The organism is Rhodopseudomonas palustris (assembly GCF_003591005.1).
In the GTDB taxonomy this organism is placed as follows: Bacteria; Pseudomonadota; Alphaproteobacteria; order Rhizobiales; family Xanthobacteraceae; genus Rhodopseudomonas; species Rhodopseudomonas palustris_K.
In genome coordinates this window covers 25,605-38,929 of the sequence record NZ_QYYD01000027.1, presented here as the reverse complement: position 1 = coordinate 38,929, position 13,325 = coordinate 25,605, and the positions used below count along the sequence as shown (strand labels likewise).

At 64.2% G+C, this 13,325-nt stretch carries 18 protein-coding genes; 10 read left to right on the top strand and 8 right to left on the bottom strand.

The window, feature by feature from the left end:
• The first annotated feature begins 34 nt into the window (after positions 1 to 34).
• Both cysE and D4Q52_RS21765 read left to right on the top strand, forming a co-directional pair.
• Positions 35 to 862, top strand: coding sequence for a serine O-acetyltransferase (cysE, locus tag D4Q52_RS21770; protein WP_119858665.1), 828 nt, complete (start codon positions 35 to 37; stop codon positions 860 to 862).
• Between the two features lie 181 nt (positions 863 to 1,043).
• Positions 1,044 to 1,259: a DUF3126 family protein gene (locus D4Q52_RS21765; RefSeq protein ID WP_119858697.1), complete on the top strand. Its 216-nt coding sequence runs from the start codon at positions 1,044 to 1,046 to the stop codon at positions 1,257 to 1,259.
• A gap of 336 nt (positions 1,260 to 1,595) precedes the next feature.
• Here the strand turns inward: D4Q52_RS21765 and D4Q52_RS21755 are convergent, their stop codons facing one another.
• Complete coding sequence (locus D4Q52_RS21755; protein ID WP_119858663.1) at positions 1,596 to 2,303, bottom strand: hypothetical protein; 708 nt, start codon at positions 2,301 to 2,303, stop codon at positions 1,596 to 1,598.
• A gap of 172 nt (positions 2,304 to 2,475) precedes the next feature.
• Between D4Q52_RS21755 and D4Q52_RS21750 the strand changes: the two genes are divergently transcribed.
• Together D4Q52_RS21750 and D4Q52_RS21745 are read left to right on the top strand one after the other, a co-directional pair.
• Positions 2,476 to 2,814, top strand: coding sequence for a DUF6949 family protein (locus D4Q52_RS21750; RefSeq protein WP_119858662.1), 339 nt, complete (start codon positions 2,476 to 2,478; stop codon positions 2,812 to 2,814).
• Positions 2,815 to 2,887: 73 nt separating this feature from the next.
• Positions 2,888 to 3,418 (top strand): gamma carbonic anhydrase family protein, encoded by a 531-nt coding sequence (locus D4Q52_RS21745; protein WP_119858661.1) that lies wholly within the window; start codon positions 2,888 to 2,890, stop codon positions 3,416 to 3,418.
• Positions 3,419 to 3,466: 48 nt separating this feature from the next.
• Here the strand turns inward: D4Q52_RS21745 and D4Q52_RS26575 are convergent, their stop codons facing one another.
• A complete protein-coding gene (locus D4Q52_RS26575) occupies positions 3,467 to 3,625 on the bottom strand; it encodes a hypothetical protein (RefSeq protein ID WP_182915406.1) in 159 nt (52 codons plus the stop codon).
• 12 nt (positions 3,626 to 3,637) lie between these two features.
• Complete coding sequence (locus D4Q52_RS21740) at positions 3,638 to 3,850, bottom strand: hypothetical protein (protein ID WP_119858660.1); 213 nt, start codon at positions 3,848 to 3,850, stop codon at positions 3,638 to 3,640.
• Positions 3,851 to 4,026: 176 nt separating this feature from the next.
• On the opposite strand from D4Q52_RS21740, the gene D4Q52_RS21735 reads away from it, so the two are divergent.
• Positions 4,027 to 4,509: a hypothetical protein gene (locus D4Q52_RS21735; protein WP_119858696.1), complete on the top strand. Its 483-nt coding sequence runs from the start codon at positions 4,027 to 4,029 to the stop codon at positions 4,507 to 4,509.
• Positions 4,510 to 4,835: 326 nt separating this feature from the next.
• On the opposite strand, the gene D4Q52_RS21730 is transcribed toward D4Q52_RS21735, so the two are convergent.
• The gene (locus D4Q52_RS21730) at positions 4,836 to 6,323 is read right to left on the bottom strand and encodes a porin (RefSeq protein ID WP_119858659.1); all 1,488 of its coding nucleotides are present in this window, start codon (positions 6,321 to 6,323) and stop codon (positions 4,836 to 4,838) included.
• Between the two features lie 534 nt (positions 6,324 to 6,857).
• Between D4Q52_RS21730 and D4Q52_RS21725 the strand changes: the two genes are divergently transcribed.
• Complete coding sequence (locus D4Q52_RS21725) at positions 6,858 to 7,388, top strand: MarR family winged helix-turn-helix transcriptional regulator (RefSeq protein ID WP_119858658.1); 531 nt, start codon at positions 6,858 to 6,860, stop codon at positions 7,386 to 7,388.
• Between the two features lie 330 nt (positions 7,389 to 7,718).
• Here the strand turns inward: D4Q52_RS21725 and D4Q52_RS21720 are convergent, their stop codons facing one another.
• The 3 genes from D4Q52_RS21720 to D4Q52_RS21710 all read right to left on the bottom strand — a co-directional run bounded on the left by D4Q52_RS21720 (position 7,719) and on the right by D4Q52_RS21710 (position 9,551).
• On the bottom strand, positions 7,719 to 8,342 hold the full coding sequence (locus D4Q52_RS21720; RefSeq protein ID WP_119858657.1) for a transglutaminase-like cysteine peptidase: 624 nt from the start codon (positions 8,340 to 8,342) through the stop codon (positions 7,719 to 7,721).
• Between the two features lie 331 nt (positions 8,343 to 8,673).
• The gene (locus D4Q52_RS21715) at positions 8,674 to 9,279 is read right to left on the bottom strand and encodes a PilZ domain-containing protein (RefSeq protein WP_425328505.1); all 606 of its coding nucleotides are present in this window, start codon (positions 9,277 to 9,279) and stop codon (positions 8,674 to 8,676) included.
• Positions 9,280 to 9,338: 59 nt separating this feature from the next.
• The gene (locus tag D4Q52_RS21710; protein ID WP_119858656.1) at positions 9,339 to 9,551 is read right to left on the bottom strand and encodes a hypothetical protein; all 213 of its coding nucleotides are present in this window, start codon (positions 9,549 to 9,551) and stop codon (positions 9,339 to 9,341) included.
• On the opposite strand from D4Q52_RS21710, the gene D4Q52_RS21705 reads away from it, so the two are divergent.
• From D4Q52_RS21705 to D4Q52_RS21695, 3 genes are all read left to right on the top strand, one after another.
• Entirely contained in the window at positions 9,550 to 10,269 is a 720-nt protein-coding gene (locus D4Q52_RS21705; protein WP_119858655.1) for a Crp/Fnr family transcriptional regulator, read from the top strand. The two genes, D4Q52_RS21710 and D4Q52_RS21705, sit on opposite strands and share 2 nt — an antisense overlap.
• Positions 10,270 to 10,357: 88 nt before the next feature.
• Positions 10,358 to 10,558 carry a hypothetical protein gene (locus tag D4Q52_RS21700; RefSeq protein ID WP_119858654.1) on the top strand — a complete coding sequence of 67 codons (201 nt, stop codon included), beginning with the start codon at positions 10,358 to 10,360 and terminating at the stop codon, positions 10,556 to 10,558.
• A 37-nt stretch (positions 10,559 to 10,595) separates the two neighbouring features.
• Positions 10,596 to 11,483: a Crp/Fnr family transcriptional regulator gene (locus D4Q52_RS21695; protein ID WP_234831286.1), complete on the top strand. Its 888-nt coding sequence runs from the start codon at positions 10,596 to 10,598 to the stop codon at positions 11,481 to 11,483.
• Here the strand turns inward: D4Q52_RS21695 and D4Q52_RS21690 are convergent.
• On the bottom strand, positions 11,465 to 12,025 hold the full coding sequence (locus tag D4Q52_RS21690) for a PAS domain-containing protein (protein ID WP_119858653.1): 561 nt from the start codon (positions 12,023 to 12,025) through the stop codon (positions 11,465 to 11,467). The two genes, D4Q52_RS21695 and D4Q52_RS21690, sit on opposite strands and share 19 nt — an antisense overlap.
• 466 nt (positions 12,026 to 12,491) lie before the next feature.
• Between D4Q52_RS21690 and D4Q52_RS21685 the strand changes: the two genes are divergently transcribed.
• Positions 12,492 to 13,268 carry a rhomboid family intramembrane serine protease gene (locus tag D4Q52_RS21685; protein WP_234831285.1) on the top strand — a complete coding sequence of 259 codons (777 nt, stop codon included), beginning with the start codon at positions 12,492 to 12,494 and terminating at the stop codon, positions 13,266 to 13,268.
• Positions 13,269 to 13,325 lie beyond the last annotated feature (57 nt).

Genomic DNA, 13,325 nt, shown 5'->3' with positions numbered 1-13,325 from the left:
AGTGACCGGAACAGATGAGATCGAGAGAGCCGGCATGGTGATGCATCAGGTCAATCCACAGACTGCAACGCTGACGACGCTCGATCCGATCTGGGAGCGGGTGCGCAGCGAGGCGGAAGACGTCGTTCGCCGCGAGCCCGAACTCGCCTCTTTCATCTTCGGCAGCGTTCTGCATCACGACCGCCTCGAAGACGCGGTGGTGCACCGCGTCGCGTCGCGGCTCGATCATTCCGCGCTGTCGAGCGATCTGATCCGCCAGACCTTCGAAGACGCGCTGCGTGACGATCCCGACCTCGGCAACGCCTTCCGCGCCGACATGGTGGCGGTGTTCGACCGCGATCCGGCGACCTCGCGCTTCATCGATCCGCTGCTGTACTTCAAGGGCTTCCACGCCATCCAGGCGCATCGGCTGGCGCACTGGCTGCATCTGAAGGGCCGCAAGGACTTCGCGCTGTATCTGCAAAGCCGCGCCTCGGCGGTGTTTCAGACCGATATCAATCCGGCGGCGAAAATCGGCCGCGGCATCTTCCTCGACCACGCCACCGGCCTCGTCGTCGGCGAGACCGCGGTGATCGAAGACGACGTCTCGATCCTGCACGGCGTCACGCTCGGCGGCACCGGCAAGGAGCATGAGGATCGTCATCCGAAGATTCGCCGCGGCGTGATGATCGGTGCCGGCGCCAAGATTCTCGGCAACATCGAAGTTGGTCACTGCGCCCGCATCGCCGCCGGCTCGGTGGTGCTGAAGACGGTGCCGCACAACATGACGGTGGCCGGCGTGCCGGCCAAGGTGGTGGGCGAGGCGGGCTGCGCCGAGCCGTCACGCACCATGGATCAGATGCTCAACGCCATCGGATTGTGATCCGCCGCACGCGAATCGCGGGATTGCGGTTTGCAACTTGACACGAGGGGTTGCGGCGAGCGCCTCGACCCCGTACTGACGGCGGCCCCGCTCGCAGTTGTGTCCCGGACCTTGTCGTCCGCAGCGCCGCCAGCCTCGAGCCTCATCCAGATTTGAACCTCATCCAGAATTGGAGATCACCGTGGACGTTCAGGAAGTCAGAAAGCTCGATGCCTATTTGAAAAAGGTATTCGGCAATCAAAAGATCCGCGTGGTGCCGCGGCCGAAGAAGGACGACTCCGCCGAAGTGTATATCGGCGAGGAATTTGTCGGCGTGCTGTTCGTCGATGACGAGGACGACGATCGCTCGTTCCAGTTCCAGATGGCGATCCTCGAGGACGACCTCGCCGACGTGTGAGGGCGGTTAGCTCTCCGTTTGCTTGGCTGCAGCCGGGGCGCTTCGTCTCTGCAAATGAACTATCAACTCGTCATGGCCGGGCTTGTCCGGGCCATCCACGTCTTTGTTGCCTCTCCCGCCGTAAGGCGTGGATGCCCGGGACAAGTCCGGGCATGACGTGGGGAGATACGGCGAACTAACGACGCTCGTCGTGCAGCCGATGCGTTAGTACCCGAATGAGCACGCACAACCGAGCATCGCAGAAGCTGCTGAACTTCGTCATTGCGAGCGAAGCGAAGCAATCCAGCTCAGTGCACGGCGCTGGATTGCTTCGCTTCGCTCGCAATGACGAGGCAGCTATCCCCGCACAGCGTGTAGCTGCGCTGTTAGTCGGTCGATCGCGGTGGCGACGTCGCGCCAGTTGGTCAGCCATTGCCGGGGAAACCTGAAGGTGAGGTCGGCACCGTCGATGCGGCGTTCGCTGATGCACATGCCCGGCGTCTGCCGGTCGCGGGTGCAGCGTGCGGCGAGCTGTGGTTCGTCGGCCGTGATCAGGTCCTCGGTGCTGTAGGGCGAGCCTTCGACGAATAGGCGAACGCGCAGCCCGTCGTCGACCAGAGCGGTCGACGGCGCCAGATAGCGCGGCAGGATGGTGCGCAGCCGGGTCTCCGGCGCCAGCGCGTCGTGATGCGCGGCGATCGAGACGAAGATGCGGTCGATCGGGTGAAACTCTTCGACGTCCTCCGGCGTCGCGCGCTTCGGCTTCTCCGGCGGCAGCAGCGACGGGTACATGAAGGCGAGGTCGACGCGCTCCTGCGGCCCGGAATGACGCTGAAATTTCACCCGGAAGGCTTTGGTCGGGACGTTGAACAGCGTGTCGCCGACACTGACCGGCGTGCGATCGGGATCGCCGACGGCCTGGGCGCGCCAGGTCGGCCACAGCAGATAAACCACGGCTGCAACCGAAAGGCACGCGATCGTGCTGCCCAGGGCAACCGGCACACGATAGCTGCGCCGCACCGCGGGCGCGCGGCGAGGGCGGGACGCTGACGAAACCGAACGCATTGCAGATCAGAACCCGTGCGATGAGACAATATCGCGCCGCAGCGGAGGTCGCGGCGCGAGTCCTATCCCTCGCACGCCCGCGTTAACCGAAACTTAATCATGCGGTAGCGATCGGGCCGACTTTTTGCGACATCAGGAATGGCTGGAGAGTTGCGAAAGCGGGATTGGGCCGATGTCGCCGGATGCGTTCAACAATCTGTTCTCGCTGCTGATCGGGTTTGCGGTCGCGGGCGCGCTGGCCAGCGGTTATCAGGCGATGCTGCGGCGGCCGGCCGGGTTCGGGCTGCTGCAGCAGGGCGTCGTGGTGCAAAGCTTCGCGGCGATCCCGTTCCTGATGTTCGCTGCGCCTTTCATCATCATGCGCAACACGCTGCTCGGCCCGCGCCTGGAACGGAAGCCGCGGCGGCGCGCCGAGTTCGTGATGCTGGCGACGGTGCTGGCCGGCACCTGGAGCATGATGTCCGGCACCGTGCTGCTGATGGGGCTGCACGCCGCCGGCGTTATCGCCTGACGGCTGCCACCCTAAAAACAATTGCCCTCGGCTGCCCGCATTGCCATGACTGGCCCTGCAACAGGAGACCGAGATGGCGATCTACGAGCTGGACGGCAACAAGCCTGATCTTCCGCAGGATGGAAACTACTTCATTGCCGACACCGCATCGGTGATTGGCAAGGTGCGGCTTCATCCTTCAGCCAGTGTATGGTTCGGCGCCGTGCTACGCGGTGACAACGAGTGGATCGAGATCGGCGAAGGCTCCAACGTCCAGGACGGCTCGACCTGCCATACCGATCCGGGCTTTCCGCTGACCGTCGGCAAGAACTGCACGATCGGCCACAACGTCATCCTGCACGGCTGCAGCATCGGCGACAATGTGCTGGTCGGCATGGGCTCGATCGTCATGAACGGCGCCAAGCTGGCGAACGGCTGCGTGGTCGGCGCGGGCGCCGTCATCACCGAAGGCAAGACCTTCCCAGAGAACTCGCTGATTCTTGGCGCGCCCGCCAAAGTCGCGCGGACGCTGACGCCCGAGCAGGTCAAGGCGATGCTGATGGGGGCGGGCTTCTACGTCGCCAATGGCAAACGTTACGCCAAGGGACTGAAGAAGATCGACTGATTGGCCGATCCGCCTCGCCGCGATGAGGGGCGCGGCGAGGGTCACAGATCAGCCTTCCGATTCGCTGGCTTCGACCGCGGTCGCGATCCGCTCGTGGCCGGCCGCCCACAGCGCGAACTCCTCGGTGCCTTCGGCAAAGGGATTGGCTTCGGCAGGGATGTTCTCGCGCGCGGCTCGCTCGCCGAGTTCGAACGGGTCGTCAGCCATGTCGTCGTCCTTTCAATGTTTGCCGCGGTGCTCGGCTGACGCCGGGCGCTTCGTGGCCCTGGCGCTCTTCTTGAGCGCATCCTTCAGATCGATCGGTACGCCATGCTTCTTCAGCAGATCGGCGAATGCTTCGTCCGCCAGCTCCTGCAATGTCGCCATGCGGTCGCGGCCAAGCTGCTTCAGCTTGTCGAAGGTGTCTTCGTCGAATCCGATCAGCTTGCGCATCGATGGATCTCCCGCGAGCACAAGCCGTCGCCTGGCCAAATCGTTCCGCTGCCAGTATCATCGGGCCTAATCGCGCAAATTTGAAAACCCGGAAGGCTCTGCTGCCGAACAAACTGCGACAGGAGAGCGCATGTTAGGAGGCGGGGCGAGGTCTTTCGGAATGGAGTTGCAGAATGATTCGTAAGGCAATCGTGGCTTTATCGGTCGCAGCGCTGACGGCGCTGGCCGTGCCTAGCGTTGCGTCGGCGCGCGGCGGATTTGGCGGAGGCGGCTTCCACGGGGGCGGCGGCTTTCATGGCGGCGGTTTTCATGGTGGCGGCTTCCACGGTGGTGGTTTCCGCGGCGGTGGTTTTCCCGGCGGCGGCTTCCGGGCAGCCGGCTGGCATGGCGGTGGCTGGCATGGCGGTGGCTGGCATGGCGGCGGCTGGCGTGGCGGATGGCGTGGGCCGGGCTGGGGCGCGGTCGGTCTCGGCGTCGGCCTTGGCCTCGCCGCAGCGCCTTACGCGTGGGGTGGTTACGGATACCCCGGCTACTACAATGGCTATGGCTACGGCTATCCCTACGCGGTCGGCTACGATGACGGCGGCTGCTATCTGAGGACCCAGCGCGTCTGGACGCCTTATGGCTGGCGGCTGCGCCGCGTCGAGGTCTGTTACTAAGCCCGGTTCGGCGGCGTGCTCGCAATCGGCACGCCGCGTCCGCTGCGACGATGCGGAAGCGCTGGTCCGCTCACCAACGCCGTCATGGCCGGCTTTGTCCGGTCAGTTGCATCGTGGCGCGGTCCATCGATGAAACGCGAACGCCCAGCACGAGGCCGGGCATCAGGTAGGCGAAGTTCGTCGCCGTTTGTTTTGCCCTCAAACGTCGTCCTGCTCATCGCGAACCCGCGACAGCCCTGACCCTGTCAGCCTCCAGAATCAGGAAAACCTCCGGCGGGGCATCGCCGGAGGTTCCTGGAGGTTTACATGGGTCCTTTCGTGGTTGTTTAGAAAGTGCGCTGGACGCGGACGGCGCCGGTCCAGGTGTCCTGATCCTTGAACTGATAGCGCGCAACCGGCTTGGTCGAGCCCGGATTTACAGCCGGACCGGTCACACCTTCGTAGTTCTGGTCGATCCGGGTGTAGAGGACTTCGCCCGAGAACGTCAGGTTCTTGACCGGCGTCCACGAAGTGCGGGTGCCGATCTGCGCGATGTTGAAGTTCGGCGTGCCGGTGAAGTTCGACGCCGCGCCACCGACCGCAGCGCGCAGGCCGGCGGTGTAAAGGGCGCCACCGGTGCTGCCGAAGTCGACCGAGGTGTAGGCACCGAACAACGACGTGGCCCACTGCGGGGTCCAGTTGTGGTTGAAGGCACCGCGGATGCCCCAGGCCTTGGTGGTTTCGATGCCGCCGCCGGTGGTGAACACGCCGTCGACCGCCGAGCCGAACGCGATCGACTGGTAGGTGCCGGGGATCGAGTTGTTGCCGAACATCGAGAAGTTGTTCGGGCTGGTGCCGCCGATCACGTAGCGGATCGCACCGTCAGCATAGGTCGCGTCGAAGTTGATGGTGTCGCCCGGGCCGGTCGGCAGGTTCTTGATCGACAGCGCGGCAAGCACCGCGTAGCCCCATTTGTCGTCCGGATGACCGGTGGTCTCGAGCGACGGGTTGTAGTAGCTGGCGCGAATCTGGTGCGCCGCGGCCGACACCTGGAACAGACCCCAGGCCTGGTCGACGCGGATCTTGCCGACGATGTCGGGGATCTGCGTGCCGGCGGTGTAGCTGGTGCCGACGCCAGCACCCGACAGCCAGGTTGCCGCGGTGTTGGTGGCGCCGAGACCGGCGACGTTGAACACGTTGGAAACGCCCTGCGCCTGGCGGTAGCTGCTCTGGTCTTCGAGCGAGATCGAGCCCGACACGCCGTTGCCGAATTCGGCAGTGTACGAAACCTGGTTGACGCCGGTCGAGGTGTCATCGCCGCCGAGCAGGTTCGAGGTAATGTTGCCGGGGGAGCCGTTCCACGGCGTCGAGAACTGCGACACCGCCTTACCGAAGGTGAAACCGGCGAACTGCACGAAGGCGAAGTAAACGCCGAGGCTGCCGCCGGCGACCGCGTCTCCGCTGGTCCAGGTGAACACCGAGTCGAAGTAGGTGCGGACAACGCCGTATTCGGTGGCGGTGCGGGTGTCGATGTTCACGTCGGCGCGCGAGCGGTAAATGGTCTGGTTCGCGAGACGGTTTTGCTGGCCGGCGTTGCCGTTCCAGGCTGGGGTTTCGGTCATGCCCGACGCGTTGGTCGCGTACTCGGCGCGGATGTAACCGCCGAGCTTGATGCAGGTGTCAGTACCCGGAACGTAGTAGAAGCCCGCGCCGTAGAGCGAGCAAACCTTAACGTATTCGACTGCCTTGGCCTTGAGCGGCAGGTCGGCGGCTTGCGCGCTGGTTGCCATCAGAACGGCCGTGCTGCCCAGCATCAGGCCCTTGACGAAATTCATTTGAAACCTCCAAGTTTGCCGGTTGGGCACACCGTTGGCTTCAAAGATCGCCGCACGGTCTGCCCGCGAACCACCCGCTGAGCGCCGGCATGTCTGCAGGGCGCCCGGTGGGCAGGGACGACTTTGAGGTGCCCCCCTCCGTCGATCTCAGATTCGATACATAACAAAGTTAGCTATTGGAAGGACCTAACCAGGGGGCACGCCGTCATTCGGGGAACTTGTGGCCGCACCGCAACACTGTGTCACGGATCTGTCACACCTCGTTGAACTGGCACGCACCTTGCCGATGAACAAAAGTGCGCAGCAAAGTTCTCGAAGTTGGCATAATCCTCTGAATCTCAAGCGGATTCAGAATATGCGGCTTTGTGAAGGTGGCGTGAAACTCCGGGAGACGCTACATTCTTGCGCACTGAAGGTAATACTTTGGTCGCCGCCGGGCGGAACAAATAGCTTATCAAAATACATTCAGTCCCTCACCACAGGGCGAATCGATGCTCGGCAGGCGTGGGGAAACGGCGATTGGAGGTCCAGGGTATGCCGGCAAGGCACAGCGCGCAGAAGCTCGAACCAACCGAGATTGATCTCGGCGACGCGACCGCGCGTCCTGATCATTGCTTGTCGTATCAGGTGATCTGGGATTTCGTTTCGATCAGCAACAATTTGGAGGACATGCGCCGATCCTGGGCAAAGCTGTTCGGCATCAGCGGATCGCAATGGCTGATCCTGATGGCGATCAGCGATCTCGACAAGGGCAACGGCGTATCCGTCGGCGAGGTCTCCGACAAGATCCACGCCGTCTCGACCTTCGTGACGACGCAGACCAAGATCCTCGAGCGTCTCGGGTTGATCAATCGCGTCACCTCGCCGAACGACGCCCGCGTTGTATTGATGTCGCTGTCGGAAACGGCGCAGGCCAAGATGGCCGAGCTGACGCCGCGCTGGGAGGCGCTGCACGCTTACATCTTCAGCGACTTCGACGCCGCTGCGCTGCACGACGTCAAAGCCAAGCTCGAAATGCTCAAGCGTCGTACCAAGATCGCAATGCAGCGCGTAGCGGAAGACTGAGCGCGAGATTATCAGCTGCTTCCAATTCGCTTAGTTGCTCCGTCATGGCCGGGCTTGTCCCGGCCATCCACGCCTCTTCCGCATTTCCTCGAGCAAGGCGCGGATGCCCGGCACGAGCCTGCACGAGGCCGGGCATGACGCGTTGAATCGGAAGGTGTCAGATTTGATCCGAGCTCTCGGGATGGCGGCGTCGCTCGATGCCGCCCCGAAAAAGTTGCGGCCAGCCCTGGGGGAGGCTGGCCGCGCACGATCCGATCTGGGACGGGGAGGGGTGGGGATTCGACCGGATCGTGAGTCCTGTTTTGCGTGAGCTGTTGCTCGGTAAACGTATCAGCGCTGCTGTGCGCTGGCGGTGGCGACGGCCGGGCGATTGTCGCCGAGAGCGACCCACTCGCTGACGTCCGTCTGCGACTGGCGCTTGACGAAGCGGTAGCCGGTCTCGGTCCAGGCGACGACTTCCTCGTTCTGATTGTCGAGGATGAATTCGCCCTTGTCGGTTTTCACCGTCAGCACCGCGTGGCCTTCATTCTTCTTGTCGCGGACGACGGTGATCAGCAGCGCCTCGCGCGGCCATCCGGCGTCGATCAGCATTTTGCGCTTGAGAAGTACGTAGTCCTCGCAATCGCCGTAACCGTCGTTCGGCAGCGACCACTTCTCGACCACACCCCAATGGTCCATGTCGGTCAGCGGCTTGATCGTGTCGTTGACCCAGCGATTGACCTTCAGCAGGTCGCGCCAGGCGGTCTGCGTCAACACGATGTCGCGCGCCTGGGTGCGGCCGCCGCGGCAATCCGCGGGATTGTCTGCGCAGAATTCGATCCAGCCGATCGGTGCGCGCGTGGTATCACCGATACTGGCGTAGCGAACTTTCTCCGTTGCCTGTGCCGTCGCGGTCATTGCGGTGATCGCCGCGGCGATGAGTAGTCCCGTCCGAAATCCCCTGCTACCAAACATTGTGGCCCCCGTTTCTTGTTGGGACCATGTTTTGCACAAACGATTTGCAGGGCCGCTAAATCAACGAAGCAAAGTCGAGGCGAATACTCGTAAAACCTGGAGCGTGTTCGATTTATACTTGAATCGAATTTGCGTAAAATTTGATGCAATCGGATTTGATTCAAATGCGACCGGTTAAGCGACAAGCCATTGCGGAAAGGCAGCTAATCGATCCAGCGCTCGGCTGCATTAACCATCGCTCGGCCCCGCGAAGAGGCCGGGATGGGGCGTCGCTGCGCTGTGGGAGGCACGGAAAATTGGGGCGGTGAAGCGGCCTCGAGGCCGCGACCGTTCACCGGGCGGTAACGCTGTCTTCGAGCGTTTCTTCGAGCTGTTCGTGGACGAACTCGAGCGCGAAGCCGTCGTCGAGGGCGCGAACGACGCGGGACTGCACCCGGCCGAGATACACCATCGAGTTCATCGGCGGGCGGCTCTCGGCCGCGATCGCCGCGCCGGAGCGCGACATGTCGATGATCCGGCAGCTCATCCGGCTGCCGTCCTCCAGGGTGAGCACCGCGATCGGATTGCGCGGCACGATGCGGTCGTGGCGGCGGTCTTCCGGCAGGTTGAGGATGTCGCGATTGGCCAGCCAGGTGAGCTGCGCCGCCAGCTTGTCGCGCTTGCGGGGCGTGGCACCCACCGTCATGGCGAAGCCGTTGTCGATGATACGGGTGATTTTGCCTTCCACCCGGCCGATGTGATCGAGATAGGCGACGACGCGGTCGCCGACATTGCCGATGCCGGGCGCCAGCATCGCCAGGCCGCCGGGCGACATGTTGATCACCTGGCACGGATATTCCCGGCGATCGGGCAGCATGTAGCGGCCCAGCAGGTGCACCTTGACGCGCTGGAAACGACGGCGCTCGGCAGCTGCCGGCAGATGGATTGGTTTGTGCAACGCCACGGATTTCCGCTGCTCGCCGGAGTGCAATGACTGCAACCATAGGCTGCTCACGGTTAACACCACGTTAGCGATCGGTATTTGCGCACGCTCCCGTTCCAATCTGTGATCGAGCCGACACGCGCCGCGTGATCGCGCGTGTGTTCGAGATATCCGGGTCCATTCCTCGCCCCATTGATCTTGCGAAGGGCGTCGATCATCATGATGCCGATTAGTTTGTAGTCATCATGCATCTGCTTTTGCTCGCGCACGTCGAGGATACTTGGCATGAGCTCGTTCCGGCAGTCGCAGAATGAGCTTCTCGGCAAATTGCCGCGCGCTTGCTTCGAGCTTCTGCACCCGCATCTCGCCACTGTCGAATTCAACACCGGCATGGTGATGGTGGAAGCCGGCACCGCGTTCCGGCGGATCTGGTTTCCGCATTGCGGCGTGGTTTCGCTGGTTCTCGGCCTCGATGACGATGTGGCGATCGACGTCGGCATCGTCGGTCGGGATGGTGTGATCGGGATCACGGCCGCAGAGGCCGACGTCGCGCGCACGGCTGCGATCGTGCGTTGTCCGGGGACCGCATCGGCCATCGACCGCGATGTCTTCCGGCACGCTTGGCAGCAGAGCGAGCAACTGCGCGCAGCGTTGACCGGCTGGCTGTGGCGGCAACTCGGCGCCGCGGAATTGAACGCGGCCTGCAATGCAGCGCACCCGATCGAGGCACGCCTGTGCCGCCGGCTGCTGATGCTGCGCGATCTTGCCGGCAGCGACCGGCTGCCGCTCACCCAGCAGCATCTCGCCCAGATGCTGGGTGTGCGGCGCAACAGCGTTTCGCTGGCCGCGATTGCGCTGCGCCGGGAAGGGCTCCTGCGCTACAGCCGGGGCAGCTTGCAGATCCTGGATAGAGAAGGCCTATTGGAGCGGGCGTGCTGCTGTTATACGGCCCGGGAGGTGGCCTTCAGGCAGCAGCCGGTGCGGCCGACCGCCGCGCCCATGTGAAAAAGGGCATCAGTTTTTTTCGACTTTGCGCAAGATCAAACCTCCTATTGCGGCGTGCGTTATTGCACACTCCGTTGAGGAGAACCCGATGGCCACCATCACTACCAGCCTTGCCGGTTTGCGCGACGGCCGCGAGACGCTCGCCGATGCCGAAGAGGAATTGCGTGTGCTCACCGCTCTGATCGGCTGCATCATGGTCGCCGAGGACGCGACCGGTCAGCAGGACAGCCGCAAGCCATTGCATCACCTGACCCCGCCAAACATGGCCGGGCTCGCCAAAGCGGGCTGACGACGGCACAACTACTTGCTGTGAGTAGTTGTACGAAGTGGACTCTGCGGTCCGCGGCACGAATAGTTGCTGCGCCCGCGCTCTGATAGTGACAGCCCGCGGCACTGCGAAATCCCTGCCGGAGCGCGTGGTCGCACCGCATTCGGCCTCTGCCGGGGTGGGTGCCATGCTGACGAGCCGCCAATCCTTGAACGACCTTTTGGCCGAGTTGCCGTCACGCGATTGGGACTTGCTGCGGCCGCATCTGCGCGTGATCGAGTTGAACTTCGGTCCGGCGCTGATCGAGGCCGGATTGCCCGTCAAACAAGTCATCTTCCCGCACGGCGGCATCGTCGCGACGATGGAGATCCTGAGCCGCGGCGAGTCGATCGAAACCGGCATGATCGGCCGCGGCGGCGTCGTCGGTAGCGGTGCGGCCTTCTACGACGTGCCGTCGCCATCTGCCGCTGTGGTGCGCTTCCCTGGTCCCGCGTCGGCAATCGAGGCCGGCCAGTTCCGGAGCCTGATGGGCATCAGCGCTGCGCTGCGCGACGTGGTGATGCGGGATCTGTGGACGCGGTCGGTCAAGGCCGAGCAGACCGCCGCCTGCAACGCGGCGCATTCCGCCGAGCAGCGGCTGTGCCGCCGCCTGCTTCACTCGCGCACTTTGAGCGGCAGCGACACGATGCTGCTGAGCCAGGATCTCATGGCGCAGATGCTCGGCGTGAAGCGCAATACCATTTCGCTGATCGCGCACGCCTTGCAGCAGAAGGGCGTAATCCGTTACAGCCGCGGGCGCATGGCGATCATCGATGTCGACGCGCTGGCCAGTCGTTCGTGCGAATGCCAGCTTGCCGATGGGTCGATCCGGCCGCTGGCGTCCCCGCGGCTGTCGCTGGCGCCGCGCGCGGTGCCCGAATGCAGCATTCAGCGCAGCCCCTCATAGACCATCAGGCCGCGCGCGACTTCCCACTTGCGCAAGATCCGCGGCCGCAACCGCCGCGACGGCCGGCCAAGCGTCCGCCACGCGGTCAGACGGAGTTCGCCGAGCGGACTGTCGAGCCTTGGGCCGACCACGGCGAGCAAGCCGGTCATGCTCAGCGGAGTGTGCAGCCGCGGCGCAAACGGCAGGAGCAGCAGCTCCAGATGCGCCGGTGGTGCGCCCCGCTGGGTGCTGGTGACGCCGGCGACCAGTGGCAGTGCTTCTTCGGCGACGACGCCGAGAAGGTCCTGGCACTCGCTTCGGCTGTCGGTGGCGAATAGGCCAGGCAGGCTCAGGCCCTTCATGTCGCGGCCGAACAAGGCGCACAGCCGGGTTCCGGCCACCCGAAACGGGTAGCCGGCTGCCGCGTCGCACGACAGCACGAAGATATCGCCGAGCAGTCCGCGGACCGCGCTCGGCTCGATAGCGCCGCGCTCGGGCGCCAGCGCGGTGCCGCGCTGGCTGTCCCAATACGCAAAAAAGGCGCGACTCGACGGATGCTTCATACCGGTCCCTGGCCCACGTCCAGCGCGTCTCGGGACAGGTCTGTCCCGGATCCGCGCGGCGCCGGCCCATGAATTGTTGTGCCGGAGGGGCATTGCAGCGTCCATGCCGGAAGCCCAAGGAGTCCCGGTTAACCCCTGTTTTGTGGCGTTAACCCTAAGTTAACTACGCGCTTTGCATCGGCCGCGCGGTTGCTATGGTGGGCTCGTTCTTCTTCGGCGCGGATGAGCTCCAGGCATCCGGGCAGACGGGCAGGGTGGCTGCAAAACAAAACCGGCGTCGCGCGGGGGTCACCGCAGCGGATCGCACGGCAGGATCGGAGGGGGCGCTTTCTCAGGGCGTCCCCTTTGCCGTTTCGGTCTGAGCGCAGCCCGATTGCATTTCACTCCATCGGGAAATGCTCTAAGGGATCACATGTCCGGTCCGGGCCGCGCCGCGGCGGGCCTTTCCGCAACAGGTCGTATCCCGTTGGAATCTCAGCCCGCCCAGCCGCCGCTGCCGTCTCCGCCGGAGCCGCCGCGCGAGCCGATCCTCAACCTGCCGGGCGCGTTGACGGCTTATGTGGCGCTGCTCGCGATCATTCATTTGCGCGTGCTGCTGCCGCCGGACCTCGAATACTGGACCATCGAGGTGTTCGGCTTCATCCCGAAGCGCTACGACGCCACGCTGCTGGCCGCGCCATTCCCGGGCGGCGCCGGCGCCGAGATCTGGACCTTCGTCAGCTATTCGCTGCTGCACGCCAATCTCAGCCATATCGTCTTCAACGTCCTTTGGCTGCTGCCGTTCGGCAGCGCGGTGGCACGAAGGTTCGGCGCGGCACGCTTCTTTCTGTTCATGGCGGTCGCGGCGGTCGGCGGCGCGCTCGCCCATCTGGTCACCCATGAGCACGAGATCGCCCCGATGATCGGCGCCTCGGCGTCGGTGTCCGGCGCGATGGCGGCGGCGATCCGGTTTGCTTTTGCGCGCGGTGGCTTTCTGTCGCTGCGGCGCGGCGATGCCGACGCGGCAGCACGGGTGCCGGCGCAGCCGCTGACCCGCGCGCTGCGCGATCCGCGGGTGCTGGCGTTCCTCGGCATCTGGTTCGGCATCAACATCATCTTCGGCGTCGGCTCGATCGCGGTCGGCAACGAAGGCGCGAGCGTCGCCTGGCAGGCGCATATCGGCGGCTTCTTCACTGGTCTGCTGCTGTTCTCGCTGTTCGATCCGGTGCCGCGCCGCAACGCAGTAACAGCCGGGCCGAACTAACAGTTAGCAGCTGCGAGATGCACCGTTGCGTTGCGACAGGTTTGTTGCGACGCCCGC

Bases quoted from the DNA above. Each gene is read 5' to 3' on its own strand.
- D4Q52_RS21745 (WP_119858661.1), top strand. From the start codon at position 2,888: ATGGCGATCTACGAGCTGGACGGCAACAAGCCTGATCTTCCGCAGGAT.
- D4Q52_RS21690 (WP_119858653.1), bottom strand. From the start codon at position 12,025: ATGAAGCATCCGTCGAGTCGCGCCTTTTTTGCGTATTGGGACAGCCAG.
- D4Q52_RS21710 (WP_119858656.1), bottom strand. From the start codon at position 9,551: ATGCCAAGTATCCTCGACGTGCGCGAGCAAAAGCAGATGCATGATGAC.
- D4Q52_RS21705 (WP_119858655.1), top strand. From the start codon at position 9,550: ATGAGCTCGTTCCGGCAGTCGCAGAATGAGCTTCTCGGCAAATTGCCG.
- D4Q52_RS21720 (WP_119858657.1), bottom strand. From the start codon at position 8,342: ATGTTTGGTAGCAGGGGATTTCGGACGGGACTACTCATCGCCGCGGCG.
- D4Q52_RS26575 (WP_182915406.1), bottom strand. From the start codon at position 3,625: ATGGCTGACGACCCGTTCGAACTCGGCGAGCGAGCCGCGCGCGAGAAC.
- D4Q52_RS21755 (WP_119858663.1), bottom strand. From the start codon at position 2,303: ATGCGTTCGGTTTCGTCAGCGTCCCGCCCTCGCCGCGCGCCCGCGGTG.
- D4Q52_RS21700 (WP_119858654.1), top strand. From the start codon at position 10,358: ATGGCCACCATCACTACCAGCCTTGCCGGTTTGCGCGACGGCCGCGAG.
- D4Q52_RS21730 (WP_119858659.1), bottom strand. From the start codon at position 6,323: ATGAATTTCGTCAAGGGCCTGATGCTGGGCAGCACGGCCGTTCTGATG.
- D4Q52_RS21740 (WP_119858660.1), bottom strand. From the start codon at position 3,850: ATGCGCAAGCTGATCGGATTCGACGAAGACACCTTCGACAAGCTGAAG.
- cysE (WP_119858665.1), top strand. From the start codon at position 35: ATGGTGATGCATCAGGTCAATCCACAGACTGCAACGCTGACGACGCTC.
- D4Q52_RS21750 (WP_119858662.1), top strand. From the start codon at position 2,476: ATGTCGCCGGATGCGTTCAACAATCTGTTCTCGCTGCTGATCGGGTTT.
- D4Q52_RS21725 (WP_119858658.1), top strand. From the start codon at position 6,858: ATGCCGGCAAGGCACAGCGCGCAGAAGCTCGAACCAACCGAGATTGAT.